Source organism: Ruminococcus sp. B05 (assembly GCF_003628495.1).
In the GTDB taxonomy this organism is placed as follows: domain Bacteria; phylum Bacillota; class Clostridia; order Lachnospirales; family Lachnospiraceae; genus Schaedlerella; species Schaedlerella hominis.
Window position 1 is genome coordinate 48,725 of record NZ_RBZR01000013.1, and the last position, 26,851, is coordinate 75,575.

Consider the following 26,851-nt stretch of genomic DNA (forward strand, 5'->3'; position numbering starts at 1 on the left):
ACTTTCTGATTTAAAATTATAGAGAAAATAGAAAGAAAATGCCATGTAGGATTTTATGGGAAATCCGGCATATTTTTAATTTATATCTGGGGTGCGGGGGAGAATATAAAAAATTATAAACATGTTTGCGGGACTTCTATTCATATGATAAAATAACTGTACGAAACATATGAGAGAAAATTTATGTTATGATAAAAAAGAATAGATTATATTATATAATGCTGTTTTGATTGTAAAAAACAAATTGGGGGATAGTTATATGAATGAAGATAAAGAACAATTGTTTTGGGGGATTTGGAATGAACAAGAAATTGCATCTTCTTACATCGCGGAATATGATTCTATACCGCACTTATATGGAGAATATGTAATGTATCAAGCAGAAGGGCAAATAATTGATTTAATCGCTCAAAATCATAATATTACATGTTCCGAGTTAGCTGAAATAACAAAAAAGACACCAAGTGCATGCTCACAAATTGTTAGAAAATTAAAAGATCGTGGTTTTGTAATACAGACAAGAAATGAAAAAAATAATCGAAAATATAATTTATCATTGAGCGATGTAGGGGAAAAAATTTATGAAGAAAGAAAGCATTTTACCAAGAACTGTCAGCTTATTATGATGAAAATGCTGGATCGATTTACAGAAGAAGAATTAATACATCACATAAAAGTACAACAAGTTATAAATGAAGCTTATGCTGGCGATGTGATTAGAAGTAAAGAACAATTAAAATAAGAAAATAGGATTTCATATTTTTTAGAAGAAAAGAATATGAAATCTTTTTTTGTCTAAAATCACAAATTATATATTAATAATATATAAAAAAGAGCAAGTAAAAATGTATATAATGACAAAATTAAACAAAAAACTTGAAAATAATAATTAACCATGTATAATTGTAAGTAACTTAATACTTTAGCACCTTAACAATTAAAAAGAGGGGGTGTACAATTGTTTAAAAATATAGAAAAGAAAATATTTATTCCGACATTTTTAACACTGATTATTTTTATATTATTAATACGTTTTTTTCCGAAAGAAACTAAAAATATAATTTCGTATCTATTTAATGTGTGTACTGAAAAGTTTGGATGGTTATATTTAGTAGTATGCCTGTTAGCATTTGTTTTTATGTTTTGCTTAACATTTAGTAAATATGGAAATGTAAAGCTTGGTGATCCAGGTGAAGTACCAAGATATAACAATATGTCATGGATTGCAATGCTATTTACATCAGGTGTTGGAAGTAGCCTTGTTATTTTAGGATTTTTAGAACCAATTTATTATGTCAGTAGTCCACCATTTCAAATAGAACCATTTAGTCAAAAAGCTTTTGAATATGCGCATATGTATGGACAATTTCATTGGGGACCAAGTGCTTGGGCACTTTATAATCCTGCAATTATAGCTATTGCATATATGTTATTCGTAAAAAAAGAAAACAAATTACGATTAAGCACAGCATGTAAATGTGTTCTGGGAAAACGAGTAGATGGTTTAATTGGAAATATCATTGATATATTAGTTGTATTTGGTGTTGTTGGTGGCATTTCAACCTCTTTAGGAATAAGTGCTCCTGTTATAGCAGATATTATAAGGCATGTATTTAAGATTCCTAACCAATATGAATTAATTGTACAGATAACTGTTCTTTTGATTTGGGTTGTATTATTTGGATCAGCTGTTTATTTAGGACTTGATAAAGGAATTCAAAAATTAAGTAATATTAATGTTATATTAGCATTTGGTTTTATGGTCATTTTATTATTAGTTGGACCAACCGTTGATATATTCAAAATGGAAGTTTCATCAATAGGACTTTACCTACAGGATTTTTGGAAAATGAGTACTTATGCCGATCCTTTTGGAGATGGTATATTTACAAAAAATTGGACTGTATTTTATTGGGGATGGTGGCTTGCATTTATGCCTATGATGGGAATGTTCGTAGGAAACATTTCTCGTGGTAGAACGATTCGAAATGTTATGTGGGGACAATTGATATGGGGCTCACTTGGTTGTTGTGTTAGTTTTATGATTTTTGGCGGTTACTCTTTATATTTACAATATACAGGAACTGTTGATTTAGCATTCATTTTAGAAACACAAGGACAAAGTGCAGCACTTATGGCAATTTTAGAGACGCTTCCATTGAAAAATGTAATGATGGTTTATTTGTGTATCGTGTGTTTTGTATATTTAGCAACTACTGTTGATTCTTGCGCTTATGTATTAGCTGGAACAACAACCAAAAATTTATCATGTACAGACGAACCAGCAAGATGGAATCGTATTCTTTGGGCTATTCTATTTTGCACATTATCAATTGGCTTAATGATGATAGACGGATTAGAAGCAGTAAAAACTATGTCGATCTTAACCGGATTACCATTAATTGGAGTTTTGATCTTATTAATGGTATCAGTAAGACGCATGTTAATAAATTCAGACAATCATTAAAAAAAGATAAGTGATTTCATTGATTGTTGATAGGAGAGGTGATGTAAAAAAGAAAATAGTTGTTTTCATTCATAAATTTTATGAATGAATAGTGTGACAGTATTATCTAAAAGTGAAGAAAGAGAGGAAAAAAAGTGAAGAAAAAAAACGAGAAAAATGTAAAGAAATATTTAGCGTTAATCCTCATGATGTTTGCTATGAGTACAATTTACACATTACCATATTTGCGATATTCATTCTTTACAGCTTTGCAAGATGCAATGGGATTATCAAATGATGCAACCAAATATGGAAACTTAATGTCTGTCTATGGAATTATGAATCTATTAATGTATTTACCGGGTGGAATTATTGCAGACAAATTTGATTCCAAAAAGTTGCTTGTATTCTCAATGGTTGGAACAGGAGCGCTAGGACTTTGGATGGCAACATGGCCTTCCTACAATGGATTATTAATTATCCATTTGTTATTTGGTATTACCACAGTTTTGACATTCTGGTCCTCATCCGTCAAAGTTGTAAATTTATTAGCATCTTCTGGTGAACAAGGAGAAACATTCGGATTCCTGGAAAGCGGACGAAATGTTATTGGTTTAGCTCTTAGTGCTATTACATTAGCATTATTCGCATATTTATCAAAAAAAGTTAATGAAGTAGCAGGAATTACTTTTGTTATTGTACTTTATTCTATTATTATGATTCTTGTAGGTATTGTACTTTATTTTATGCTCCCTAATTTTGCAAAAGACCCAGAAACAACAAATGCAAGTGTCAAAGATAGTTTGATTGCTATGGGGAAATGTTTCAAAATGCCAATTACATGGTGCTTATCCGCATTCATTTTTACATGTAGTATTATGACAGGATCTGGTTCTTATTATGCACCTTATTTACAGGAATTTTGTGGAATGACTGTTGCGGCAGCATCTACATATGCAGTAGTACGAACAACAGTAGCTCCTATTTTGGCCGGTCCTGTTGCTGGTAAAGCTTCTAAGAAATTTGGAAGATCTACACCAGTTATTATGTTTGGATGTATTGGGTTGATTATTACAAATATTTTGCTTCGCTTAGTACCAGGAAAGACAAATGTACTATTTTTGATAATGGTAATTATGGTTCTAACTGCATTTTCATATTCATGTAATAGATCTGTGTATTGGGCAACAATTGATGAAGTTGGAGCTCCAAAGAATGTAGTTGGAAGTATTACTGGTATTGCATCTATGATAGGATTTTTACCTGATGCATTTCTCGGAACATTATATGGTAGTTGGATTGATAATTTTGGTATGGAAATAGCATATAATAAAATCTTTACTTTCTGCGTTATTGTATCAGTACTTGGACTTTTTGTAGCACTATGTGGTGATCGTATTATTAAAAAGGCTCAGAAGACTCAAAAGACAATAGAAAAAAAATAATAACTCTGAAACAATATTAATATTTAATTTAAAGGAGTAAGATCGATATGAAATATAATTTTGATGAATACAAACTTAGAAACAATATGGAAGCTGCTAAATGGGATTCTATGGGACCTAATGCAAAAGAAGGTATTGTCCCATTATCTGTAGCGGATATGGAATTGTTAAGCCCACCGGAAATTATTAATGAACTTGTAAAGACAGCAGAATTTGGTATGTATGGATACACATGGTGGGGTGAGCGTTATGCTAATGCTGTACAGCATTGGATGAAGACAAGACACGATTGGGATATTCAGAAAGATTGGATTGTTCAGTTAAATGGTGTTGTTCAAGGATTAGCTTGTGCATGTAGAGCTTTTACAGAACCAGGAGATAATATTCTCTTATTAACACCTATTTACTATCCATTTTATACTGTTATTGCAAGAAACAAAAGAACATTAGTTGAAAGTACTGTTCAATTAAAAGATGGACATTATGAAATTGATTTTGAAGATTTTGAAGAAAAAGCAAAAACTGCAAAAATGTTTATGCTTTGTAATCCACATAATCCATTAGGACGTGTTTGGACAGAAGAAGAATTAAGAAAAATTGGTGATATCTGTCGCAAATATAATGTACTTGTTGTGAGTGATGAAATCCATTTTGACTTAATTATGCCAGGTCATAAACATACGGTATACGCAGCATTGGGTGAAGAATATGCTGATAATTGTGTGATTTTAAATGCGCCAAGTAAGACATTCTCACTTGCAGCATTATGTTTAGCAAATGCATTTATTCCAAATAAAGAATTAAGAGAAAAATTTGATTTTGAAGTAAATAATTCTGGTGCATATACATATAGTATTTTTGGAATCCGTGCTTTAGAAGTAGGATATACAGAATGTGCTGATTGGGTAGATCAGTTAAATGAACATTTATATGGAAACTATCAGTATTTTAAAAACTTCATGAAAGAAAAATATCCTGAGGTATGGGTAGCTGATCTCGAAGGAACATATCTTGTATGGTTCGATTGTAAATGTTTTGGATTGGATGGAAAAACACTTGGAGAATACTTACGAAACGAAGCTTCCTTATATTTGGATGATGGATATATTTTCGGGGATATAGGAGATGGATTTGAGCGTATTAATATTGCATGTACAAGACAAGTGCTAGTTGATGCATTGGATCGTTTTGATAAAGCAATGCAGAAGTTAAAAAACAACGCATAAAAAAGATACAAATAAAAAAGAAGCAAGGTGCTGTCAAATGATGATATGCTCCCTTCTAGGCAGACAAGTGAAATAATAAAAACTTGTCACTTAGGAGGGGGCATGCTTTATGTTCAGGGTGCCATTTGGGGACGGGGTTTAGTGGCTTTTTTTGCTCGCAAAAAAGCCACTAAACCCCGTCCCCAAAAGCTCTCTAAAAATGAAAATAAGTCGGATTAATAAGAAAATTCTACATGGAAGAAATGGTATTATTTAGATAAAATGATAGTGTAAAAACAGTACTGTTCATGGATATAGCAGTACACAAGCTTGAAATAATATGAAAAACAAAAAGCATAAAATAAGTAGAATAAAAACGGAGGTTTGAGAGATGTTTGATTACAAAGCAAAGCCATTTCATTTAACAGATGAAGAAGCAAAATGGGTGGAAGATACATATGAGGGAATGAGTCTGGAAGAAAAAATAGGACAATTATTTTGTCCGATTGTATTTACAAAAGATGAAAATGAGTTAAGAGAATTGGTTCAGACAAAACATATCGGTGGGATGTTATATCGAGAAGGTCCAGGCGAAGAACTTCGTCAGGCTCATAAGGTATTGCAAGATGCAGCGAAGATTCCGCTTCTTACAGCCTCCAATCTTGAATATGGTGGAAATGGTTCTGCTATAGAGGGAACTTATTTTGGACGTGAGATGCTTGTCGCTGCAACTCAGGATGTAGAAAAAGCATATCAGCTTGGTAAAGTAAGCTGCAGTGAGGGTGCAGCAGTTGGTGTAAACTGGTCTTTCGCACCGGTAGTGGATTTGGATCAGAACTATCGCAATCCGATTACAAATGTTCGTACATTTGGGGATGATCTGCAGACAGTCATTAATATGGGTAAAGCCTATATTAAAGCTGCACAGGAAGAAGGTGTTGCAACTTCTGTAAAACATTTCCCAGGAGATGGAGTGGACGAGCGTGACCAGCACCTTTTAACCAGTGTGAATTACTTAAGCTGTGAAGAGTGGGACAAGACATATGGTAAAATTTATGAAGAAATGATTGAGGCCGGAACTTTGACAGTGATGGCGGCACATATTGCGATGCCAGCATATGAAGAATATTTTGACAAGAAACCATGTGAGAAAATTATTCCGGCAACATTGTCTGAAAATCTGATGAAGCGTCTGCTTCGTGAAAAGTTAGGTTTCAATGGACTGATTACAACAGATGCAACACCTATGGTCGGATTTTGTAGTGCAGAAGAACGTGCTAAGGCAGTACCACTTTGTATTGAAAATGGATGCGATGTGATTCTTTTCAACCGCAACATGGACGAAGATATGCAGTACATGTTTGATGGCTATAAAAATGGACTTCTTTCAGAAGCGCGATTGGAAGAAGCAGTAAAACGTATTCTTGCTACGAAAGCGGCAATGAAGCTGCCACAGAAAAAAGCCGAAGGAACTCTAGTTCCGGGACCGGAAGCTTTGGATATCTTAAAATGTGAGAAGCATGATACATGGGCAAAAGAATGTGCAGATGAAGGTGTAACACTGGTAAAAGATACACAGAATCTGCTTCCGTTAAATCCTGAAAAACAGAAACGTGTGTTATTGGAAATCATGGGAGATTTTCCATCCAATGAGCGAGTGACAGCATATTTTAAAGGAAAATTAGAAACAGAAGGATTTGAAGTTACGGTATATGAAAAAGAAGGGTTTGAAGTTATGGAAGATACCGTAGAAAGCTTCAAGAGTCGTTATGATCTCGTGCTGTATCTGGCAAATATTGAGACAGCTTCAAACAAAACAGTATCTCGTCTGAACTGGCATACAATGTTCGGTCTTGGAAACAACATGCCTTGGATGGTGCATGAGCTTCCTGTTGCATTTGTCAGCGTTGGAAACCCATATCATTTGCTGGACGCACCAATGGTAAAAACATACATCAACGGATATTGCAATTCTGAATATGTAATGGATGCTATTGTGGATAAAATGATGGGAAGAAGTGAGTTTAAGGGAACATCACCGATTGATCCATTCTGTGGTAAGATTGATTTAAAATTTTAAGCATTAAAGCAAAACCAAAATCTGGTTTTCTTTATCTGAAAAAAAGTCGGATAGATAACAAAAAACTACATAGCAGAAATCCTTTGATTTCGATACAATAAGTATTGTAAGAAGTCTATTATCGAGATCAGTAATAGGAGGAAATAAATTTGAAGATCACAAATGTAAGAATCAATGGAATCGAAAATCCAGTCGGGTTTGCTTATGACTATCTGTTATGTTCATGGAACGTGGAAGAAGTGAAAGGAAAGAAACAGACAAATGTAGTCATTGAAGTTAGCGAGTCAGAAGATTTTGAAGAAATTTTATATAAAAAAGAAGCAGCGGATTTAAAACAGAACGGTGAAAAACTGGATGTCGGATTAAAGCCTCGAACAACATATTATTATCGCGTGACAGTGACAACTGACGCAGGAGAATGTGTAACTAGTGATATCGCAACATTTGAAACAGGTAAAATGGATGAAGTATGGACTGGAAAATGGATTGCTCCGGCAAAAGAAGACACGATTCATCCAGTATTAGAGAAAACATTTGCGATAGAAAAAGAGGTGAAACGTGCCAGATTATATATGACAGGAGTTGGACTGTTTGAGACATATTTGGACGGAACAAAAATTGGAGAAGAGTATCTGGCACCATATATTAATGATTATGAGTCAGAAATCCAGGTGCTCACATTTCCAATGGAAGGTATTTTAAAAGAAGCAAAAGAATATACTTTGTCTGTAATGCTTGGAAAAGGCTGGTACATGGGTACGTTTGGGCTTGGGATGTCAGAGAAAAATTACGGAAGTAGAATGGCGGCAATCGGAGAATTACATCTGGAATACGAGGATGGAACAGAAGAGCTTATTGTGACGGATGAAAGTTGGAATTACTATGGTTCAGATATTGAAGATTCTGGAATCTATTTTGGTGAAATCCTGAATCGTCAGTTGTGGGATGGCAAAGAAAATGAGAAGAAACAGGTTGAAGTTTTAGAGCATCCGGAAGAACAAGAAGAGACAAAGAACCTTTCAGTAGAAAAATTGCAGGATCGTCTGAGCCTTCCGGTAGTTGAGAAAGAAACCATTTCTGTACGGGATATTATCTATACACCTGCCGAGGAAATCGTGCTGGATATGGGGCAGAATTTTGCAGGATTTATAGAGTTTAAAGCAAACTTTCCAAAGGGAACAAAGGTTGTATTAGATTTTGGGGAAATTCTTCAGCAGGGTAATTTCTACAACAAAAATTATCGAGATGCAAAATCACAGTTCGTATATATTTCTGATGGAAGAGAAGAAGTGGTACGTCCGCATTTTACATTTTTCGGATTCCGTTATGTACGTGTAACAGGATGGCCGGGCGAGTTGGATAAAGAAGATTTTGTGGGAAAAGTGATTTATTCAGATCTTCGCAGAACAGGTTCTCTTGAAACATCTGATGCAAAGATTAATCGTCTTTACCAGAATACGGTCTGGGGTCAGAAATCGAATTTTATTGATATGCCGACAGACTGTCCGCAGAGAAGTGAGAGGCTTGGTTGGACCGGAGATGCACAGGTATTTGCACCAACGGCAAGCTATCATATGGACACAAGAGCGTTTTTCCATAAGTTCATCAAAGATTTAAGAGATGAGCAGAAAGTTCTGGATGGTGGTATGCCGAACTTTCTTCCAAACATTGGACATACAGAGAAGGCAGGTAGTGTATGGGGAGATATCGCAACATTTTTACCAAATACACTTTATACTTATTTTGGAAATGCAGAAGAAATGGAATACTGTTACCCGCTAATGAAGGATTGGGCAGACTTTATTGATAGAGGCGATGCGGCGAGGGGAGAACGCAAATATCTTTTTGATTTTATGGATACCTTTGGCGATTGGCTTGCATTGGATGGACCGACACCGACCAGTTTTAAAGGAAGTACAAATGATACATTTATTTCTTCAGTATATTATTATCGTTCCGTACAGATTGTGCGCCAGATGGCAGAAGTTTTAAATAAAGCAGAAGATGCGGTACATTATTGTGAGCTGGAAGAGAAAATTAAGAAGGCAGTATTGGATGAATTTTTTACACCGACAGGAAGACTTGCGATTGATACACAGGCAGCGTATGTGATTGCATTGAAATTTAAAGTTTATCTGGATCGTGAGCGAATTGTAGAACAGTTCAAGGCAAGATTGAAGCAGGACATGTATCAGATTAAATGTGGCTTCGTAGGAGCACCGCTTCTGTGTACAGTACTTGCAGAAGCAGGAGAATATGAATTGGCATATGATTTTCTGTTAAAAGAAGGATTTCCAAGTTGGCTTTACAGTGTAAATCTTGGAGCAACAACCATTTGGGAGCGATGGAATTCTGTTATGCCGGATGGAACAATCAGTGATACAGGAATGAATTCATTGAATCATTACGCATATGGTTCAGTCATGGAATTTGTTTATGCATACGCAGCAGGAATCCGTCCGTTAGAGGCAGGATTTGGAAAAGTTGCAATCGCACCGCATCCGGATGTGCGTATTCCGGAAATCGCATGCAGTTATGATTCTGTCAGCGGTCGTTATGTATGTAACTGGAAAATTGAAAAAGATGGAACATTTACAGTTCATGTTGAAGTTCCGTTTAATTGTGAAGCAGTAGTGGAACTTCCGGGCTATGAGAAGGAGCAGATGACATTGTCAGCAGGAAGTTATGACTTTTCATATGAACCAAAAGAAGATTTGAGAAAACCATACGGAAGAAATACCACCTTGTCGAGAATCGCAAAAGACGGACAGGCAATGGGAATTCTTGGGAAATATACACCTGCATTAGCAGGAATCGCAGCATCGGGAGATCCGGAAATGGGGGCTAATTCATTGGAAGATTTGTCGCATATCGGATTCTTGCCATTTGATCCGGCTGCGCTTGAGACAGCGATTGGAGAAATTTCCAATATTGTCGTGAAATAAATTTTGTGTAACTCCCACTGTTATGTGGGTAACGGAAAGAAAACAGGAGTGATATTCGGTTTTCTTTCTTGCATATATAAGAAACAAGGAGTAACAAAATGGAAAGAAATTTGAAAGAACTGATTAGTCAGATGACACTGGAAGAAAAGGCGGGGATGTGTTCCGGACTTGACTTCTGGCATCTGAAAGGTGTGGAGAGACTCGGAATCCCGAGTACCACGGTAAGTGATGGTCCTCACGGACTGCGTAAGCAGGATGACAAGTCAGATCATCTTGGAATCAATGACAGTATCAAGGCAGTCTGCTTTCCACCAGCTGTTTTGAGTGCATGTTCTTTCGATAGAGACTTGCTGGAAACTTTAGGAGAGACAGTTGGAGATGAAGCGCAGGCAACAGATTTGTCAGTTGTATTAGGACCAGCGGTAAATATCAAGCGCTCGCCACTTTGCGGAAGAAACTTTGAATATTATTCCGAAGATCCCTATCTTGCAGGAGAATCCGCGGCAGCATTTATCAAAGGTGTACAGTCCAGACATGTTGGAACATCTATCAAACATTTTGCGGCAAATAATCAGGAATTTAATCGTATGAGTGCGTCATCGGAAGTAGACGAAAGAACAATGCGTGAGATTTATTTGCCAGCTTTTGAGACTGCTGTAAAGAAATCACAGCCATATACCGTGATGTGTTCCTATAACAAAATCAACGGAACTTATGCATCCGAAAATCCATGGCTTTTAACGAAAGTACTTCGCGATGAGTGGGGATTTAAAGGATATGTAATGTCTGACTGGGGTGCTGTAAATGATCGTGTAGAAGGCTTGAAAGCAGGACTGGAGCTGGAGATGCCTTCTTCAAATGGAATCAATGATGCAGAGATTGTGAAGGCTGTTCAGGAAGGAACATTGGATGAAGCTATTCTGGATCGTGCGGTAGAGCGTATCTTAAATATTGTATTTGAGTATGTGGATAACCGAAAAGAACAACCATTGACTTTAGAAGAAGATCATGAATTTGCACAGCATGTAGCAGAAGAATCCATTGTACTTCTTAAAAATGAAGAAAAAGTATTACCGCTTGAGAAAAATGAAAAGGTTGCATTTATCGGCGGATTTGTGAAGAATCCACGTTATCAGGGTGGCGGAAGCTCTCATGTAAATTCTTTCAAAGTAACAAGCGTCTGGGATGCACTGACAGAAAAAGAAAATGTCATTTATGCGGAAGGATTTTCATCAGAGACAGATGTATATGATGAGAAGCTGGCAGCAGAAGCGATCGAGGCAGCAAAACAGGTAGATAAAGCAGTTGTTTTTGCCGGATTACCAGAATCCTTTGAATCAGAAGGATATGATCGTAAGCATATGCATTTGCCGGAGTGTCAGGATAAACTGATTGCGGAGATTGTAAAAGCACAGCCAAATACAATCGTTGTACTTCATAATGGTGCAGCGGTGGAGATGCCGTGGTTAAAAGATGTCAAAGGTCTGGTAGAGGCTTACCTTGGCGGGCAGGCTGTCGGACAGGCAGAGGCAAATATTTTGTATGGAAATGTAAATCCATCCGGAAAGCTGGCAGAAACATTGCCGATTAAGTTAGAAGACAATCCATCATATTTGAATTTTGGAGATGGCGACAAGGTGGAATATAGCGAAGGCATTTTTGTAGGATACCGCTATTATGATAAAAAGAAAATGGAAGTAGCATTTCCGTTTGGATATGGACTGTCTTATACGACATTCGAGTACAGTAATGTCAAGACGGATAAAGATACACTGACAGAAGGTGAAACTTTACAAGTATCAGTAGATGTGACAAATACCGGGGACAAATTTGGAAAAGAAATCGTTCAGTTGTATGTGGCAGATAAGACTGAAGCAATCAGAAGACCAGAAAAAGAACTGAAAGGTTTTGAAAAGGTTGCATTGAATCCAGGAGAAACAAAGAGAGTAACATTTACGGTAGATAAGAGAAGCCTTGCATGGTATAACACGGAGATTCAGGATTGGTATGCAGCAAGTGGAGCGTATGAACTCCTGATCGCAGCATCCTCCCAGGATGTACGTCTGACAAAAACAATCCAGTGGAAGAGTACACAGGTACTGCCACTTCATCTGCATATGAATTCTACGTTAGGTGAGCTGCAGGCAGATGAAAGATCCAGAGACTTTGGAATTGAGTTGAAACTTAAAATGAATGCATTATTCGGACTGGGTTCATCAGAAGATTCAACGGACGCTGTTTCCGATGAAATGGGGGATGCAATCGCTTTCTCCATACCAGTTCGAAATGCAGTCGGCTTTGGATTATGTACAAAAGAAGAATTACAGAAGAAGCTGGATGAGCTGAATCAGAGATAAGATAGAGAAATGAATTAGAATTGAGTAATCGTCAGTTGACAAGACCAGACAGGGACGGAGTTTAGTGGCTTTTTTGCAAAAAAGCCACTAAACTCCGTCCCTAAATGGTATTATATAAGAGAGGTGAAGAAAATGGATTTTAAATATTGTAAACTGGAAATTTTTATTCCGGAAACTCATATTACACAACTACAGAAAGCTCTACAATCGGTGGATGCCGGTCATATAGGAAAGTATGATTCGTGTATGTCATGTTCGCAGCTTATCAGTTATTGGAGACCGTTAGATGGAACAGATCCGTATATAGGAAAAGCAGGAGAAATCAGTTGTGAGCGGGAAGTGAAAGTGGAAGTAACAGTATATACGGAGAAGGTTGAGGAGACAATTCGTGCAATCAAAGAGGTGCATCCGTACGAAGAACCCGTAATCAATGCACTTCCGATTTATAAGACGAGTTTTTTGTAGAGGGAAGGTTCTGATGCAAACACAATTTATGGTGACAACTATAACTTTACATTTTCGGAAAATACAATAGATACTATTATTTCTTGAAAAAATATAAATTTCGGGAAATATAGATGGAAAATCGCGAAATAACCTCTCGTTTCGAGAAATAGAGAGTGGTAATTTCGCGATTTCTTGTTATATTTCCTGAAATGGTGTAATATAAGAATATATATTTCGGGAAAAGTGGGTGGTGATTATAAATGGACAAGAAATGGATCAAAGCAAAAGAACTGGCAAAATTGTGGGGACTTTCTTCAAGAAGAGTGAATCAGCTTTGTAAAGAAAATCTTTTGCCAGGTGCTTATAAAGAAGGAAAATTCTGGATGATTCCATCAGATGTGGAGAAGCCGGAAACTGTTCGAAAGAAAAAAATACAAACAGAGGAAATGAAAATCCAGCCGAATTTTACAAGACCGTGTCCGGTAGGAATTACATCCTATAAAGAGGTAGCAAAAGAATGTTACTATGTAGATAAAACATTACTGCTTAAGAATATAATAGATGATCACAGTAAAGTGTTTCTTTTTACAAGACCCAGACGATTTGGAAAAACACTTATGATGGACATGGTAAGAACGTTTTTTGAAAAATCTGACGTGAATACATCTCAGTATTTTGAAAATAAGAAAATCTGGCAGGAGGGGGAACTATATCAACAGTATCAGGGAAAGTATCCGGTTATTTTTTTCTCGTTTAAAGATGCTCACCAGACGAACTGGGAGGAGATGTATAAGAGTCTTTGCTTTACGATAAGAGAAGAATTCTCAAGACATATAGAATTATTGTCGAGTGAATCTTTAACAGAATATGATAAAAAATATTTTGAAAATATTATGAGAGATACGGCAGAGAGTACAGAATATCAGTTTGCACTTGGAAAATTATCAGCTATGCTTGCAGTACATTATAAAAGTAAAGTTATTATCATTATAGATGAATATGATACACCAATCCAGCAGGGATATTTGCATGGGTATTACGACAGTGTTGTGGGATTTATGAGAAATCTTTTTTCGGCGGCATTAAAAGACAATGAAAATTTAGAGTTTGGAGTTTTAACAGGAATTCTAAGAATTGCAAAAGAAAGTTTATTTAGCGGATTGAATAATCTTGTAGTGAATACAATTTTGGATGAAAAATATTCAGCATATTTTGGGTTTACACCGCAAGAAGTTCAGGAGATGTCCATATATTATGGAAAACCAGAAAAAGTTCAGGAAATAAAAGACTGGTATGATGGATATTTGTTTGGAAGACAGGAAATATATAATCCATGGTCTGTGATTAATTATTTTAGTAATGACTGCAAGTCGAAGGCATTCTGGTCAAGAACAAGTGGGAACGAAATTATCGGTCAGATGATTCGAAATTCGAATAATCAAATTTATGAAAACCTGACACTTTTATTGCAGGGAAAAGAGGTTCAGGCAATTGTCGATACGGATATTATTTATCCGGAAATTGATGAGAATTCAGATGCAATTTATAGTTTTTTGCTTGTTTCCGGGTATTTGCGAGTGACAAATGTGATTAGTGAGATGAATGATACACCGATATGTTCGTTGGCAATTCCGAACAGGGAGATAAAAAGTGTATTTCAAAAAGAGATTATGGATCAAAATGGGAAGCTGTTTACAGGAACTATTTTGAGAAATTTCGAGATGTCATTGCGTACAGGAGATGCAGATCTTTTTACAAATACACTACAAAATTATCTCATGCAATCAGTAAGCTGTTTTGATACTGCACAGGAGAATTTTTATCATGGAATGGTCTTTGGGATGTTGGCAATTATGACTGATAAGTATTATATTTCTTCTAATAGAGAAGCGGGGGATGGAAGACTGGATATTCAGCTTGAGCCAAAAGAAAAGAATCAAAAGGGATATATTATAGAATTTAAAGCAGGGAAAGAATTGGCAGGTGAGCAGTTGGAAGAGCTTGCAGGAAATGCAATTGCTCAGATTTATGATAAGAATTATCTGGAAGAAATGAGACAGCGTGGCATTACGGAGATAGGATTGTTTGGAATTGGATTTAGTGGGAAACATGTGGTTGTGAAATATGAAAATAATGTGGAGGGCGTATAAATGGGAATATATTTAAATCCAGATAGCAGTAAATTTGAAGAAGCGGTAAATTCTGCTATTTACATCGATAAAACAGGATTATTGACATACACCAATTCTGTATTGCATACGATGCAGAAATATATTTGCATTAGCCGTCCAAGACGTTTTGGTAAGTCGATCGCAGCGAATATGATTACGGCATATTATAGCCGGGGATGTGATGCAAGACAATTATTTTCAAAATTTGAAATTGCAAAAAGCGATGAATTTGAAAAGCATTTGAATCAATATAATACGATTTCTGTTAATATGCAGGAAATTTTAAGCAGAAGCAATGATATCTGCGAACTGATTGACCGATTTAAGAGGCTGATTATTCGTGAACTTAAAGGAGAATATCCAGATGTAGATTATTTTGACGAGAAAGATCTTATTGAGTGTATGCAGGATGTATATGCACAGAAAAAGCAGTCATTTATAGTGATTATCGATGAGTGGGATTGTATTTTCAGAGAGTATAAGGAAGACAAAGAAGCACAGGAAAAATATCTTGATTTTTTGAGAGACTTATTAAAAGATAAATCTTACATTCATCTTGCATACATGACTGGAATTCTCCCGATAAAAAAATATGGAACGCATTCTGCTTTAAATATGTTTGATGAATTTTCAATGATCAATCCAGGTCCGTTAGCACGTTATGTTGGCTTTACGGAAGATGAGGTTCGGATGTTATGTGAACAGTATCACATGGACATGACAGAAATGAAAAACTGGTATGATGGATATTTATTTGAAAATGAAATATCTATTTACAGTCCGCGTTCGGTTGTAAGTTGTATGAGATTTGGAAAGATAGGAAATTACTGGAACCAAACGGAAACTTTTGAGGCTTTGAGGATTTATATAGATATGAATTTTGAGGGGTTGAAAGATGATGTTTTAAGTATGATCGCAGGAAAATCAGTACCGGTAAATATTGGAAGTTTTGCAAATGATATGGCTACATTTCATACAGAAGATGATGTTTTGACACTTTTGATACATCTGGGATATGTGTCCTATGATTATGATAGTAAAACAGTAAAAATTCCAAATGAAGAAGTCAGGTCAGAATATGTAAACAGTGTTTCTACATCCAATTGGGGAGAAGTGTCAAAATCATTAAAAAATTCAGCAGACACATTGGAAGCTATTTGGCAGAATCGTCCGGCACAAGTGGCAGAAGCTATCAGGCAAGCACATTTTGAAACGTCACATATTCAGTATAATGATGAAAATGCTTTGAGTTATACGATTTCACTTGCATTGTATGCAGCAAGAAATTTCTACACAGTTTATCGCGAATTTGCAAGTGGAAAAGGATTTGCAGATTTAGTTTTTCTTCCGAGAAAAAATTTTCCAGAGAAACCGGCACTTGTGGTGGAATTAAAATGGGATAAAAGTGCCAGAGGAGCACTCGTACAGATTAAGAATAAAGAATATTGTAGGAGTTTGGAAGAGTATCAGGGAAATCTGATTTTGGTTGGAGTCAACTATGATAAGAAGACGAAAGAACATGAATGTGTGATAGAAAAAGTGCAGTTATAATGGGATGTGAAAGTGTTTTTTCAAACAATGTGGATATAGCAAAACAGCCGGCAGAATTATCTGCCGGCTGTCTTGCATTCTTTTCGATATTTTGATGGTGCCATTCCATATTTCCGTTTGAAGATCCGAGAAAAATGATCGACGGAATTATACCCTATCATTTCTGAAATTTTATCTAAATTGTAATCCGTATTTTCTAATAAAATTTTTGACTGTTCCAGCCGAAGATTCTGAACAACGTTCGAAAAATTCTCATTGAGATATTTCTTAAAAAGTAAAGAAATATAGGATTCATTATAGTGAAAAATCTGCGACATCATCGGCAAAGTAATCGTCTGGTAATTAGACTGCACATATTTTAACATTAAAGGGAAGGAACGATTGTATGTCGCATTATTCACATCACTGTATAAATGAATTGTTCTACCAAAATCTTGTAATAATTTTCCGAAAAATAAATTTAAAAGGCTGACGCAGATCATATTACTATGATTTTCTGTACAGTTCGATTCATCAAAAATCTGTTGAATCAAATAATTAAATTCCGGAGTGTTTTCGATGTCGAAAGTAATGTAGTTTGAAGTCTCTGCATCATAAAAGGTATGTGCGAAAAAGTCGGATAAAAGATTGTGCTCATTCAAGAGTGTTTGAAAGGTATCCTGAAACGTACTTTTTCGAATGTTAATCGTTAAACCAAATCCGTCTTTGTCCATTTCAATGTGATGTACGGTATTAGGGGAGAGAATCTCGGAACATTTCTTGCACCGGGAATTACAACCATATCGAGAATGGTTATGCATGCCCAGACAGCTGCATCCCGTTTTGCATTTGCAGGAATTGTGACAGGAATACTGGCCTGCGTGTCATTTGTATGGATTCAGGTAAGCAACCATAAAACAAAAGCGTAAAGTAAGAAGGAGAAGATGAGTATGAAAATTGCAGTAATCGGAGCAAATGGAAATCTTGGTTCAAGAGTCACAAGACAGGCTCTGGAAAGAGGAATGACAGTAAAAGGGTTTGTTTATGCAGGAAATGTGGAAGATGAAAGAGTAGAGGTTATAAATAAAAGTTTGTTCGATGTCACAAAAGAAGATATTGCAGATTGTGATGTTATGATCAGTGCCTATGGAAGCGGATTTGATGCAGATCCAACATTAAATCATAAAGCGTTCCTCAAATATATTGAGCTGAACGAAGAAACAAAACGTCATCTGATCGCAATTGGTGGAGTAGGAAGCTTATTTACAGACAGTACACATACAACATACTGTTATGAGACACCAGAGCATCCAGATTTCCTGAGAGAAATCTCAAAGAACATCAAACTTGGAATTGATGAACTTAAAAAGACAAGCAATGTAAACTGGACAGTTGTCTGCCCTTCTTCATTTTTTGATTCAGAGGGTGCGCTGACTGGAAACTATGAGATTGGAACAGAGGAACAGGTAATCTTTAATGAAGCCGGCGAGAGCAGAGTGACTTACGAAGATCTTGCAATGGCAATGTTAGATATCGCAGAGGCAGATAATTATAATCAGAAACAGATTACGGTTTTGACAAAACAAAAACATATAAAAATATGCCGGATTTTTCTAAAGAACCTACATGGAGAAGTTAAACACTGCACATTAAAATAGAATTATAAGCAATGAAAGAATGTAGTGTTGAATGGAGGAAATAGAGAAGATGAAGGCATTTATTTTTGATCTTGACGGAGTGATTGTATTTACAGATAAATTTCATTATCAGGCATGGAAGAAAATGGCAGACAGAATGGGAATTTATTTTGATGAGACAATCAATAACAGACTTCGTGGTGTAAGCCGTGCAGAGAGTCTGGAAATCATTCTGGAGAAATATGAAGGAGAACCTCTGAGTGCAGAGAAAAAAGCGGAATTGATGGAGGAAAAGAACAATACTTACAGAGAGCTTCTGAAAACGATGACAGCAGCAGATGTAACAGATCAGGTTCGTGCTACACTCAAGAAACTTCATGAAGCTGGATTCAAACTGGCAATTGGTTCTTCCAGCAAGAATGCGAAATTTATTCTGGAAAAGGTTGAATTGTTGGATGCATTTGATGCAATTTCAGACGGAAATAATATTACACATTCAAAACCAGATCCGGAAGTATTCTTAAAAGCGGGGGAATTCCTCGGAGAGAAACCGGAAGATTGTGTTGTTGTAGAAGATGCTTATGCGGGAATCGATGCGGCTAAGGCAGCAGAAATGGAAGCTGTTGGAATCGGTGATGCATCGGGATATAATAAAGCGGATTATAAGATTCAGAAATTTGAAGAGTTGCTGAAGATTGCAGGAATTGAATAAAGGTAAAAAAACAGGGCTGTACTTTCATGGGAATCTTGTGAAAGTGCAGCCCTTGTTTTGCGTTTGAAGGAAGTTGCTGGTCTTGATTAGTCTGTTTATTCTAAAGATGAAAAATGACTGGAATCTTTTCTGCATTTTTGTGGTGATATTCCGTAATATTGACGAAAAACTCTGGAAAAATGATCTGCGCTATTATACCCGGTTTCTTCAGAAATCTTCTCAATTGAATTTTTTGTTTCCAGAAGTAAATGTCTTGCTTTTTCCATTTTTTGTTTTCGAATCATTTTTGTGAAATTTTCTCCGGTCATCTCTTTGATAATCTTTGACAGATAAGGAACAGAATAATTAAATTTATTCGATAGTTGTTCTAAAGTAATTGTCTGATAATGCGACTGTATATACCGAAGAAGTGGCGCATAGTCGGGACCGGATTCAGAACTTGAAAACTGACTGTATTCATAGGAATCCCGAAGTGCATTGACGAAAAGGAGGTTTAGCCAATATACATCACAACGATTTACATATTTATCATATCGGAAGCGCTCTAAAAAGAGATTCTTTACCAGAGTTCGTATTTCAAAAGAATCATTTTTGTGAAACACTTAATTCCCCAAAACTCTGTTATAGTTGCTATATCTTCAAATGGAAGTATGAAATCATATTCGCTTTCAAATTGTTCAGAAGAAAAAGGATAATGAAGCTTATCTATTTCGTGTAAAAAACTCGTATCATTTAATTGCTTTAAAGTTGCAAGATCGGGAATGTCAGGCGCACTTTCAGAAAAATGATGTTGTTCATACATTCTTTTCAGGAGTGAATCGAAATCAGGACTATAGTGATACTCGTTAATAAAATGGGTGATTTCGTCTTTGATTTCTTTGATTGTTATATAAAATTGTATAATACCCTCCGTAAAAAATATGGCAAAGTGTTTTGATTGATAAATTAAACGTTATTAGAATTGTAACATTTTATAAAGTGAAAATAAAGAATAAATGTAGGAAAAATAATATCGGTAATCAATAGTGGGGAAAATGTAAAAATGGAATATTAAAAAATGTCGGAAATGAGGATAATTTTTTACATGGAGAAGAAAAAGAGTATGTGCTAATATGAGAAAGAATTCATGAGAAGGTAACAAACATTATCATATGATAAAAGTACAAAGGTATTTTGAGGAAGGGGGAAGTAATGAGTGAAGAAAGAGTAAGATATGATGCATTTCATCCTGGAAAGCTATGGCTTGACACAGAGGGAAAAAGAATACAGGCTCATGGGGGATCAGTGATTCAGATTGACGGAGTCTATTACTGGTATGGAGAAAATAAAGAAAAAACAGATGGACAAAATGGAATCTGGCACTGGGGGGTTCGTTGTTACAAATCAACAGATCTGTATAACTGGGAAGATCTTGGTCTGATTATTCCGCCAGAGCCAGAAGATCCACAGTCACCATTATATCCGAACAACTGTATGGACAGACCGCACATTATATACAACAAAAAAACAAAGAAGTATGTATGCTGGTTGAAGATTATGAATTCAGCAAATATACAGTCTGAGACGATTCTGACAGCAGATTCGATTCTTGGACCATATGAAAAGGTAAAAGTTGGATTTAAACCATTAGGAATGAATGCGGGGGATTTTGATCTGGCAGTAGCGGAAGATGGAAAAGCTTATTACTATTTTGAACGTATACATAGTGAGTTGATTTGTGCTGATTTGACAGAGGATTATACGGATGTAACAGGATATTATAGCACACATTTCCCACGAATCGCTCCGCCTTATGTGAGAGAAGCGCCGGCACATTTTATGAGAAATGGTAAACATTATTTGTTTACATCAGGAACAACGGCTTATTTGCCGAATCCTTCGGAAGTGGCAGTTGCAGATACATGGCATGGACCATATACAGTTCTGGGTAATCCGCATGTGGATGATAAGAGCGAAACTTCTTTTCACTCACAGATTTCATCTGTGTTTAAAGTTGAAGGAAAGAAAGATCTTTATATCGCATGTGCAGATCGTTGGCTGCCTGAAATGATGGATAAGCAGTATTCCAGATATAAGAGAATCTTTGAATGTATCTTTTTACAAAATGGAAAAGGAATGGAAGAATTTGAAGGGGATGAGCCAATAGTGGAAAACACATCCATTTCAGAATATGTATGGCTTCCGATAAGGTTTGATGGAGAGATGGCTTATATAGACTGGAAGGACTCATGGCGCCTGGAAGATTATCCGGATGAAGAATAAAGTTGGAATATAAACAAGATGAAAGGATGAGAAGAATGAAAAATCAATACGGAAAAAAACAGGAGAGCAGTAAAGCATTTAAATGGTTTCATGCCACTTCGGTCAGTGGTGGAGCTATGATGATATCTGCTGTCATATCAAGTTATTTTTCACCTTATATGACAGATACAATGATGATTCCAGCTGCATTTGCATCTGTAATCATGTTTATCTGTTCTTTTTGGGATGCTATTAATGATCCGATGATGGGGGTAATTGCTGACAGAACGAATACGAAATGGGGACGTTATCGTCCATATTTGATTCCGGCTCCAATCCTACTTACACTGTTTTCAACATTGTTGTGGGTAAATCCGAATTTCCCGATGGCAGGAAAAATTGCGTGGGTATTAATCTGTAACATTGGTGTTGGAATGACTGTTACAATGTACACAATGCCACAGATGTCTCTGCTTCCGGCATGTGTAAAAGGAACAGAAGAGAGAAATACGATCATTGCTATGGGGGCAGGCGTGACAGCGGTTGCATTTACAATCGCAAACACATTTACATTGCAGATCAAAGCATTCCTTGAGAGTGCATTTGGAGTAGGCAACGGCTATATTCCGATGATGCTTATCTGTGGCGGTCTTGCATGCTTCTCCTTCTGGGGACTTTTTGCGACATCAAAAGAGAAATACATCGAGAAGAGTACAGACAGAAATGCAATGCAGGATCTGAAAGCAATTTTGAAACATAAAGAACTTGCACCATATATTATCGTATGGATTATGGCCTCTATGGGATATGGTCTGATGTTTGCAAGCTCTGTTTATTACGTAATGTATTACCTTGCACGTCCGGATCTGATTCCAGTTTATATGGGAATCGTGTCTATCGGAGCACTGGTTTCCATGACAGTTCTGATGCCAATCTTCCTGAAAATATTTAAGACAGGAGAAAAAGCACTTGTTGTATCACAGACGGCAACGATTATCTGCTATGTAATTCTTCTTTTCTTCGGAAAGAGTAGCCTGATGCTTCTTTATGTAGTGACATTTATCGCAACAGCAGTTGCTTCTATGCAGAATGGTCTGGTTAACGTACTTGTAAATGACGCGATTGATTATATTCAATTGAAAGAAGGATTTTCAGCAAATGGGGTAATTTCTTCTATTAAAGGATTTGCACAGAAATGTGGTGGAACAGTTACAAACTCAGGTATTCTTGCAGTCCTTGCTGCATCTGGATACATTGCAGGAGCAATCGGACAGCAGCCGGAGAGTACACTGATCGCATTGAATTTCCTTCGTTTCGGTGCACCGGCACTGACAGGAATAATTCTTCTAATCTGCTTGAAATTTAATCCAATTGATAAGTACAGAGATGAGATTGAAGAGATGAAGAAGAAAATGACAGTAGAAGAGTAATTTTTGAAATTAAGAGAAAAAAGATCGGAGTTTATGCTGGTGATGGCATAAACCCCGATCTTTTTAGCAGGAATTCCAACAGAAAGAAACATAGGTCTTCCGATATTGTGAAAGCGTAGCATATGTTTACTTAATTAGTAAGCAGAGAAAATGGGTTGTGATCGTTACTACAATCCATTTTTTTAGTGTAGTGCCTTCCTATACTGAGCAGGTGTGCTCCCATAATATTTTTTAAAACTACGAATCAAATTCGTTGTATCCTGATAGCCAAGATATTCCGCGATCGAACTGACAGAAAGATTCGTGGAGGTCAGTAGGGAAGCAGCTTTTTGCATTTTCAGGTTTAATAAAGTTTCGCCTATCGTGTGAGAAGTCGTCTTTTTAAAAAGCTGATTGAGATAATCGGGCGAGTATCCAAAATGCTGTGCAATTCTTTGCGCAGAGGAAGTTGTATAGTTTTGTTCGATATATTGCATGATGGCAGGAAGCTTTTCTGTGATACTTCCACCGGTATTAGCTATTTTTGTGTTATAGCTATAGTCCTGAAGCAGATTCATGAAAAGGATGCTTAACTGAAGATTTAGAATCTGCTGTGAGTAGAGTGTATTGGTACAGTAGGTCAGCGAAAGCTGCTGAATCTGCTGCAGAATCATGGCATTCCCATTTGTGTGGAAGACAAGATACCGGATAGAATCGCCATCCGGGGTGAGCAGAGAGGAGAAAAAATCGCCAAGTATAGAACCATCAGGAATATTGTGTGAGAAAGCCTGTGTAAAAGTACTTGCCCGGACTCCGATATTCAGCAGAATGCTATCAGAATCAATGGTGATTGAATGTTTTTGTGCCACCGGGATAAAAACAAAATCTCCAGGCTTTAATCGGATGGTCTCGCAGGTGTCATCGACAGATAAAGTCTGTATGCTTGTGCCGGAATACTGATAACAAATCTCATAATACTGATGATCCTGAGTGGGAGAGCAAGAATAACGAGGCTGCTTCTGGATGTAAATATCATAGCCGGGAGAAAAATACTGTGGCTCTAAAAATGTTTCTGCTGTTTGAAATGTGTTTGTAGGAGATAGCGTCACATCACTTGCGCCGGTAAGACTTCTTAAGTCGATTGGCGGAATTGAAAAAGGCTGCAGAAGTTCCTCCGGAAACTCTGCGATTGGCATGAATCGATGATGTTCCAGATAATAGGAACGAAGCATATTTTCAAAAGGAGAATACCAGTGAAGTGCGTCTTCCAACGCATCAATCGTGATGGGCGTAAAGTGTTGTTTTTGTGTATCAGAATTGGAATTATTCATAAATACCTCCTGAAATTGATTTGTTATATTTAAGATATCGGAAAAAGCCGATTTTATCAAGGCAATGGTTACATATTTATAAAAAAATACACGTTATAATCGAGGTAAGCGAGATAGTTCGAAGACTCAAAATTATGGTGAGACGAAAGGAGACTGGAAATATGAATATGTTTGGAGATATACCACATGGAAAAGAGGATTTACCAATCTTGATTCCGATGAAAGCACCGGAATATAACATCGATGATGTGGATGGAGCGGAGTACATGCTGAATCATAAGTTGGAAGGCTGTTATTGCTTTTTCTGCACAAAGAAGATTGGAAATATGGAGCAGGCAAGGGTAGTGTTAGAAGGAGATCAGGAGGTTGAGATTGTCAGTGGAGTCTGCCAGCTTGGACCGCATAGAGAGACGATTGTTGGAGTTCGTGTCCAGCCGTACTTGGCAGAATATGATAAAGAATATGTACTCCACATTGAGGGAATCGAAGATGTGGATGGAAATGTAATGGAACCGATGGAATTCAAGCTTCACTCACTTCCGGCAGCTCAGATTGATCCGGCACATCAGGAGCGGGACGAAGTGACACTGGAAGTAGCAAGAGAAGGAATCGTTCTTTTAAAGAATGAAGGAAATGTACTTCCGTTGGGGAAAGCTGCAAAGATTAATGTATTCGGAAGTGGATTTGCCAAGTTCCGTGTGGGATGTTCGGGAGCAGGAAGAATCAATCCGAGATATATGATTCGTCTGTTTGATGGAATTGAAAATTATAGTTCCATTCAGATGAATGAAGAGTTGAAGACAATTTATCGGACAGCAACAGACAACATCCCGGAGGAAGCTGTCCTAACACGTGCAAAGGAGTGGTCAGAGACTGCTGTTATTGCTATTACCAGAGGAACCAGTGAAAACTTTGATAATCTGGCAGTAAAGGGAGAATTTTATCTGACAGACGAGGAAGAAAATCTGATCCGTCAGGTGAGTGAAACATTTGAAAATACAGTTCTTCTGATCAACAGTGGTTACCCAATGGATGTGCGTTGTGTAGAAAAATATGGAATCAAAGCGGTTCTGTGGACTGGACTGTGTGGTATGAATGGCGGAAGAGCAGTTGCGGAGATTCTGGAAGGAACGGTGAATCCATCCGGAAAACTTCCGGATACGTGGAGCTTTACCTGGGAAGAAATCCCATCTTCTGCGAACTTTTATCAGCCGGAGTCCGTGGAAACACGAATTAATGGAGGCTGTGAGAAATACATCAACACTGTTTACGAAGAAGGGCTGTACGTAGGGTACCGTTACTTTGATACATTTTCCAAACCAGTAGCCTATGGTTTTGGACATGGACTGAGTTATACAACATTTGCCTGTGAGTACAAGTTGTCAAAGTGGGAGACACCAGAAACATTGGATACTATTGCGGCAGAAGTAGAAGCAATTGTGACAAATACAGGAGCTTGTGCAGGAAAGGAAGTCATCCAGCTCTATGCAAAAATTCCTGATGGAAAATTAGAGCAGCCATCTCATCGTCTGATCGGATTTGCCAAGACGAAGAGCCTTGCACCGGGAGAAAGCCAGAAGCTTATTATAACGGTGAAAGGAAGAGAGCTGGCATCCTTTGATGCAGAGCGTGCGGCATGGATCTGCGAGGCAGGAACTTATGAACTGGAAGCAGGAAATTCACTGGAACAAAGCAGTAGTATCGCAAAAGTAGAAATAAAAGAAGAAAAGCTCTTGAAACAGAGCAAGCACTATATGCCGACTCCGAAAGAAATTCCACTGGTAACTTTATCAAAGGAGGCAGAGCAGGAGACTTATCCAAAGGGCAGATATACGAAAATGACCGGAGAAGATCACATCACACCGGTCGTAGAAAAGGTATATGGCAAGGAGAAGAATCCGATTCATCCGGAAAAATCAGAGCGGTTGATCCAGTGGAAGAAAGTTGTAGAGAATCCAAAGCTTCTAGAAGATTTTATCGGACAATTTACAGATTACGAACTGGCACGTATTTCCGTCTGCGCGAAAAATGGATGGGGCATGGAAGCAAAAGGCGAGGCCGGAATGCTCTATGTATCTGAAAAATATAACACACCGGAATTTGTCGTTGCAGATGGAAATAATGGTGTGAATCTGAGAATAGAGAATATCGGTTTCCCGACTTCGGTTACAGTATGTGCAACCTTTAATGAAGAGCTGGCATACAAGGCGGGAGCAACGATTGCGGAGGAAGCAAAAGAGCATGAGATTAACGAAATCCTTGCCCCGGCAATCAACCTTCACCGCAACCCATTGTGTGGAAGAGCAGCGGAGTATTTCAGTGAGGATCCACTGCTGGCAGGAAGAATGGGAGGACAGCAGAGCAGAGGTCTGGAAGAGCATGGAGTTGTAAGCTGTATGAAGCATCTGCTTGCAAATAACTGCGAATCTTCAAGGTTGCGTAACAATAGTATTATGGACGAGAGAACGCTCAGAGAATTGTATCTGAAAACGTTTGAAGAGGCATTCCAGGTACAGATCCCATCTACTGTTATGACGGCCTACAATGCGGTGAACAGTGTCTATTGTGCAGAAAGCGAAGATATGTTACAGGGAATCTTTGTGGAAGAACTTGGATTTGACGGATTTGTCATGACAGACTGGACATCCAGTGATACCTGCGATATCGTCAACGCAATGGCAGCCGGAAATGGCTGGATCACACCGGGCGGAATGGATGACACACAGACGATGCAGCTTGTAGAAGGTATACAGAACGGACGAATTGACCGAAAACGTCTGGAGAAGAGTGTGTATCGTATGATGAAAGTAATTTTAAAGTTTTATTAGATCCCTCAGTATAGTATGGGGGGGACTTTTCTCCCAACTATATTTGAATTGACAGGGAGAGAAATAA

19 protein-coding genes are annotated in these 26,851 nt (G+C 37.2%); 16 read left to right on the forward strand and 3 right to left on the reverse strand.

Annotated elements, in window-relative coordinates:
* The first annotated feature begins 259 nt into the window (after positions 1-259).
* The 10 genes from D8Q48_RS10670 to D8Q48_RS10715 all read left to right on the forward strand — a co-directional run bounded on the left by D8Q48_RS10670 (position 260) and on the right by D8Q48_RS10715 (position 16,647).
* Positions 260-742 (forward strand): winged helix-turn-helix transcriptional regulator, encoded by a 483-nt coding sequence (locus tag D8Q48_RS10670; RefSeq protein WP_117991295.1) that lies wholly within the window; start codon positions 260-262, stop codon positions 740-742.
* A gap of 216 nt (positions 743-958) precedes the next feature.
* Positions 959-2,467, forward strand: a complete 1,509-nt coding sequence (locus tag D8Q48_RS10675; RefSeq protein ID WP_117991298.1) for a BCCT family transporter — start codon at positions 959-961, stop codon at positions 2,465-2,467.
* A gap of 134 nt (positions 2,468-2,601) precedes the next feature.
* On the forward strand, positions 2,602-3,891 hold the full coding sequence (locus D8Q48_RS10680; protein ID WP_117991301.1) for an MFS transporter: 1,290 nt from the start codon (positions 2,602-2,604) through the stop codon (positions 3,889-3,891).
* 47 nt (positions 3,892-3,938) lie between these two features.
* Positions 3,939-5,117 (forward strand): MalY/PatB family protein, encoded by a 1,179-nt coding sequence (locus D8Q48_RS10685; RefSeq protein WP_117991303.1) that lies wholly within the window; start codon positions 3,939-3,941, stop codon positions 5,115-5,117.
* A 370-nt stretch (positions 5,118-5,487) separates the two neighbouring features.
* Positions 5,488-7,176 carry a glycoside hydrolase family 3 N-terminal domain-containing protein gene (locus D8Q48_RS10690; RefSeq protein WP_121056447.1) on the forward strand — a complete coding sequence of 563 codons (1,689 nt, stop codon included), beginning with the start codon at positions 5,488-5,490 and terminating at the stop codon, positions 7,174-7,176.
* 149 nt (positions 7,177-7,325) lie between these two features.
* Positions 7,326-10,121, forward strand: coding sequence for a family 78 glycoside hydrolase catalytic domain (locus D8Q48_RS10695; RefSeq protein WP_121056448.1), 2,796 nt, complete (start codon positions 7,326-7,328; stop codon positions 10,119-10,121).
* A gap of 98 nt (positions 10,122-10,219) precedes the next feature.
* Positions 10,220-12,478 (forward strand): glycoside hydrolase family 3 C-terminal domain-containing protein, encoded by a 2,259-nt coding sequence (locus tag D8Q48_RS10700; RefSeq protein ID WP_121056449.1) that lies wholly within the window; start codon positions 10,220-10,222, stop codon positions 12,476-12,478.
* 132 nt (positions 12,479-12,610) lie between these two features.
* Positions 12,611-12,943 carry a divalent cation tolerance protein CutA gene (gene cutA / locus D8Q48_RS10705; protein WP_121056450.1) on the forward strand — a complete coding sequence of 111 codons (333 nt, stop codon included), beginning with the start codon at positions 12,611-12,613 and terminating at the stop codon, positions 12,941-12,943.
* A 242-nt stretch (positions 12,944-13,185) separates the two neighbouring features.
* Positions 13,186-15,075: an AAA family ATPase gene (locus D8Q48_RS10710; RefSeq protein WP_121056451.1), complete on the forward strand. Its 1,890-nt coding sequence runs from the start codon at positions 13,186-13,188 to the stop codon at positions 15,073-15,075.
* Positions 15,076-16,647, forward strand: a complete 1,572-nt coding sequence (locus tag D8Q48_RS10715) for an AAA family ATPase (RefSeq protein ID WP_121056452.1) — start codon at positions 15,076-15,078, stop codon at positions 16,645-16,647.
* Positions 16,648-16,703: 56 nt separating this feature from the next.
* Here D8Q48_RS10715 and D8Q48_RS10720 read toward each other — a convergent pair whose 3' ends face one another.
* A complete protein-coding gene (locus tag D8Q48_RS10720) occupies positions 16,704-17,288 on the reverse strand; it encodes a helix-turn-helix transcriptional regulator (RefSeq protein WP_172696994.1) in 585 nt (194 codons plus the stop codon).
* An 81-nt stretch (positions 17,289-17,369) separates the two neighbouring features.
* Here D8Q48_RS10720 and D8Q48_RS17210 point away from each other — a divergent pair, with 81 nt between their 5' ends.
* The 3 genes from D8Q48_RS17210 to pgmB are packed head-to-tail and all read left to right on the forward strand — an operon-like array spanning position 17,370 to position 18,975.
* Positions 17,370-17,555 carry a hypothetical protein gene (locus tag D8Q48_RS17210; RefSeq protein ID WP_172696993.1) on the forward strand — a complete coding sequence of 62 codons (186 nt, stop codon included), beginning with the start codon at positions 17,370-17,372 and terminating at the stop codon, positions 17,553-17,555.
* 21 nt (positions 17,556-17,576) lie between these two features.
* A complete protein-coding gene (locus D8Q48_RS10725; RefSeq protein WP_172696992.1) occupies positions 17,577-18,284 on the forward strand; it encodes an NAD(P)H-binding protein in 708 nt (235 codons plus the stop codon).
* Between the two features lie 49 nt (positions 18,285-18,333).
* Positions 18,334-18,975 (forward strand): beta-phosphoglucomutase, encoded by a 642-nt coding sequence (gene pgmB / locus D8Q48_RS10730; RefSeq protein ID WP_118724145.1) that lies wholly within the window; start codon positions 18,334-18,336, stop codon positions 18,973-18,975.
* 95 nt (positions 18,976-19,070) lie between these two features.
* Here the strand turns inward: pgmB and D8Q48_RS10735 are convergent, their stop codons facing one another.
* Positions 19,071-19,577, reverse strand: coding sequence for an AraC family transcriptional regulator (locus tag D8Q48_RS10735; RefSeq protein WP_117991348.1), 507 nt, complete (start codon positions 19,575-19,577; stop codon positions 19,071-19,073).
* A gap of 589 nt (positions 19,578-20,166) precedes the next feature.
* Between D8Q48_RS10735 and D8Q48_RS10740 the strand changes: the two genes are divergently transcribed.
* Positions 20,167-21,237, forward strand: a complete 1,071-nt coding sequence (locus D8Q48_RS10740; protein WP_117991351.1) for a family 43 glycosylhydrolase — start codon at positions 20,167-20,169, stop codon at positions 21,235-21,237.
* A 35-nt stretch (positions 21,238-21,272) separates the two neighbouring features.
* Entirely contained in the window at positions 21,273-22,646 is a 1,374-nt protein-coding gene (locus D8Q48_RS10745) for an MFS transporter (RefSeq protein ID WP_121056460.1), read from the forward strand.
* 182 nt (positions 22,647-22,828) lie between these two features.
* Here the strand turns inward: D8Q48_RS10745 and D8Q48_RS10750 are convergent, their stop codons facing one another.
* Complete coding sequence (locus tag D8Q48_RS10750) at positions 22,829-23,956, reverse strand: AraC family transcriptional regulator (RefSeq protein ID WP_117991356.1); 1,128 nt, start codon at positions 23,954-23,956, stop codon at positions 22,829-22,831.
* A 161-nt stretch (positions 23,957-24,117) separates the two neighbouring features.
* Between D8Q48_RS10750 and D8Q48_RS10755 the strand changes: the two genes are divergently transcribed.
* A complete protein-coding gene (locus D8Q48_RS10755; protein WP_172696991.1) occupies positions 24,118-26,784 on the forward strand; it encodes a glycoside hydrolase family 3 protein in 2,667 nt (888 codons plus the stop codon).
* Positions 26,785-26,851: the final 67 nt, after the last annotated feature.

Excerpts from the sequence above, each read along its gene's own strand:
- D8Q48_RS10670 (WP_117991295.1), top strand. The coding sequence starts at position 260 with ATGAATGAAGATAAAGAACAATTGTTTTGGGGGATTTGGAATGAACAA.
- D8Q48_RS10685 (WP_117991303.1), top strand. The coding sequence starts at position 3,939 with ATGAAATATAATTTTGATGAATACAAACTTAGAAACAATATGGAAGCT.
- D8Q48_RS10690 (WP_121056447.1), top strand. The coding sequence starts at position 5,488 with ATGTTTGATTACAAAGCAAAGCCATTTCATTTAACAGATGAAGAAGCA.
- D8Q48_RS10700 (WP_121056449.1), top strand. The coding sequence starts at position 10,220 with ATGGAAAGAAATTTGAAAGAACTGATTAGTCAGATGACACTGGAAGAA.
- cutA (WP_121056450.1), top strand. The coding sequence starts at position 12,611 with ATGGATTTTAAATATTGTAAACTGGAAATTTTTATTCCGGAAACTCAT.
- D8Q48_RS10710 (WP_121056451.1), top strand. The coding sequence starts at position 13,186 with ATGGACAAGAAATGGATCAAAGCAAAAGAACTGGCAAAATTGTGGGGA.
- D8Q48_RS10715 (WP_121056452.1), top strand. The coding sequence starts at position 15,076 with ATGGGAATATATTTAAATCCAGATAGCAGTAAATTTGAAGAAGCGGTA.
- D8Q48_RS17210 (WP_172696993.1), top strand. The coding sequence starts at position 17,370 with ATGTACGGTATTAGGGGAGAGAATCTCGGAACATTTCTTGCACCGGGA.
- D8Q48_RS10725 (WP_172696992.1), top strand. The coding sequence starts at position 17,577 with ATGAAAATTGCAGTAATCGGAGCAAATGGAAATCTTGGTTCAAGAGTC.
- pgmB (WP_118724145.1), top strand. The coding sequence starts at position 18,334 with ATGAAGGCATTTATTTTTGATCTTGACGGAGTGATTGTATTTACAGAT.
- D8Q48_RS10740 (WP_117991351.1), top strand. The coding sequence starts at position 20,167 with ATGAGTGAAGAAAGAGTAAGATATGATGCATTTCATCCTGGAAAGCTA.
- D8Q48_RS10745 (WP_121056460.1), top strand. The coding sequence starts at position 21,273 with ATGAAAAATCAATACGGAAAAAAACAGGAGAGCAGTAAAGCATTTAAA.
- D8Q48_RS10750 (WP_117991356.1), bottom strand. The coding sequence starts at position 23,956 with ATGAATAATTCCAATTCTGATACACAAAAACAACACTTTACGCCCATC.
- D8Q48_RS10755 (WP_172696991.1), top strand. The coding sequence starts at position 24,118 with ATGAATATGTTTGGAGATATACCACATGGAAAAGAGGATTTACCAATC.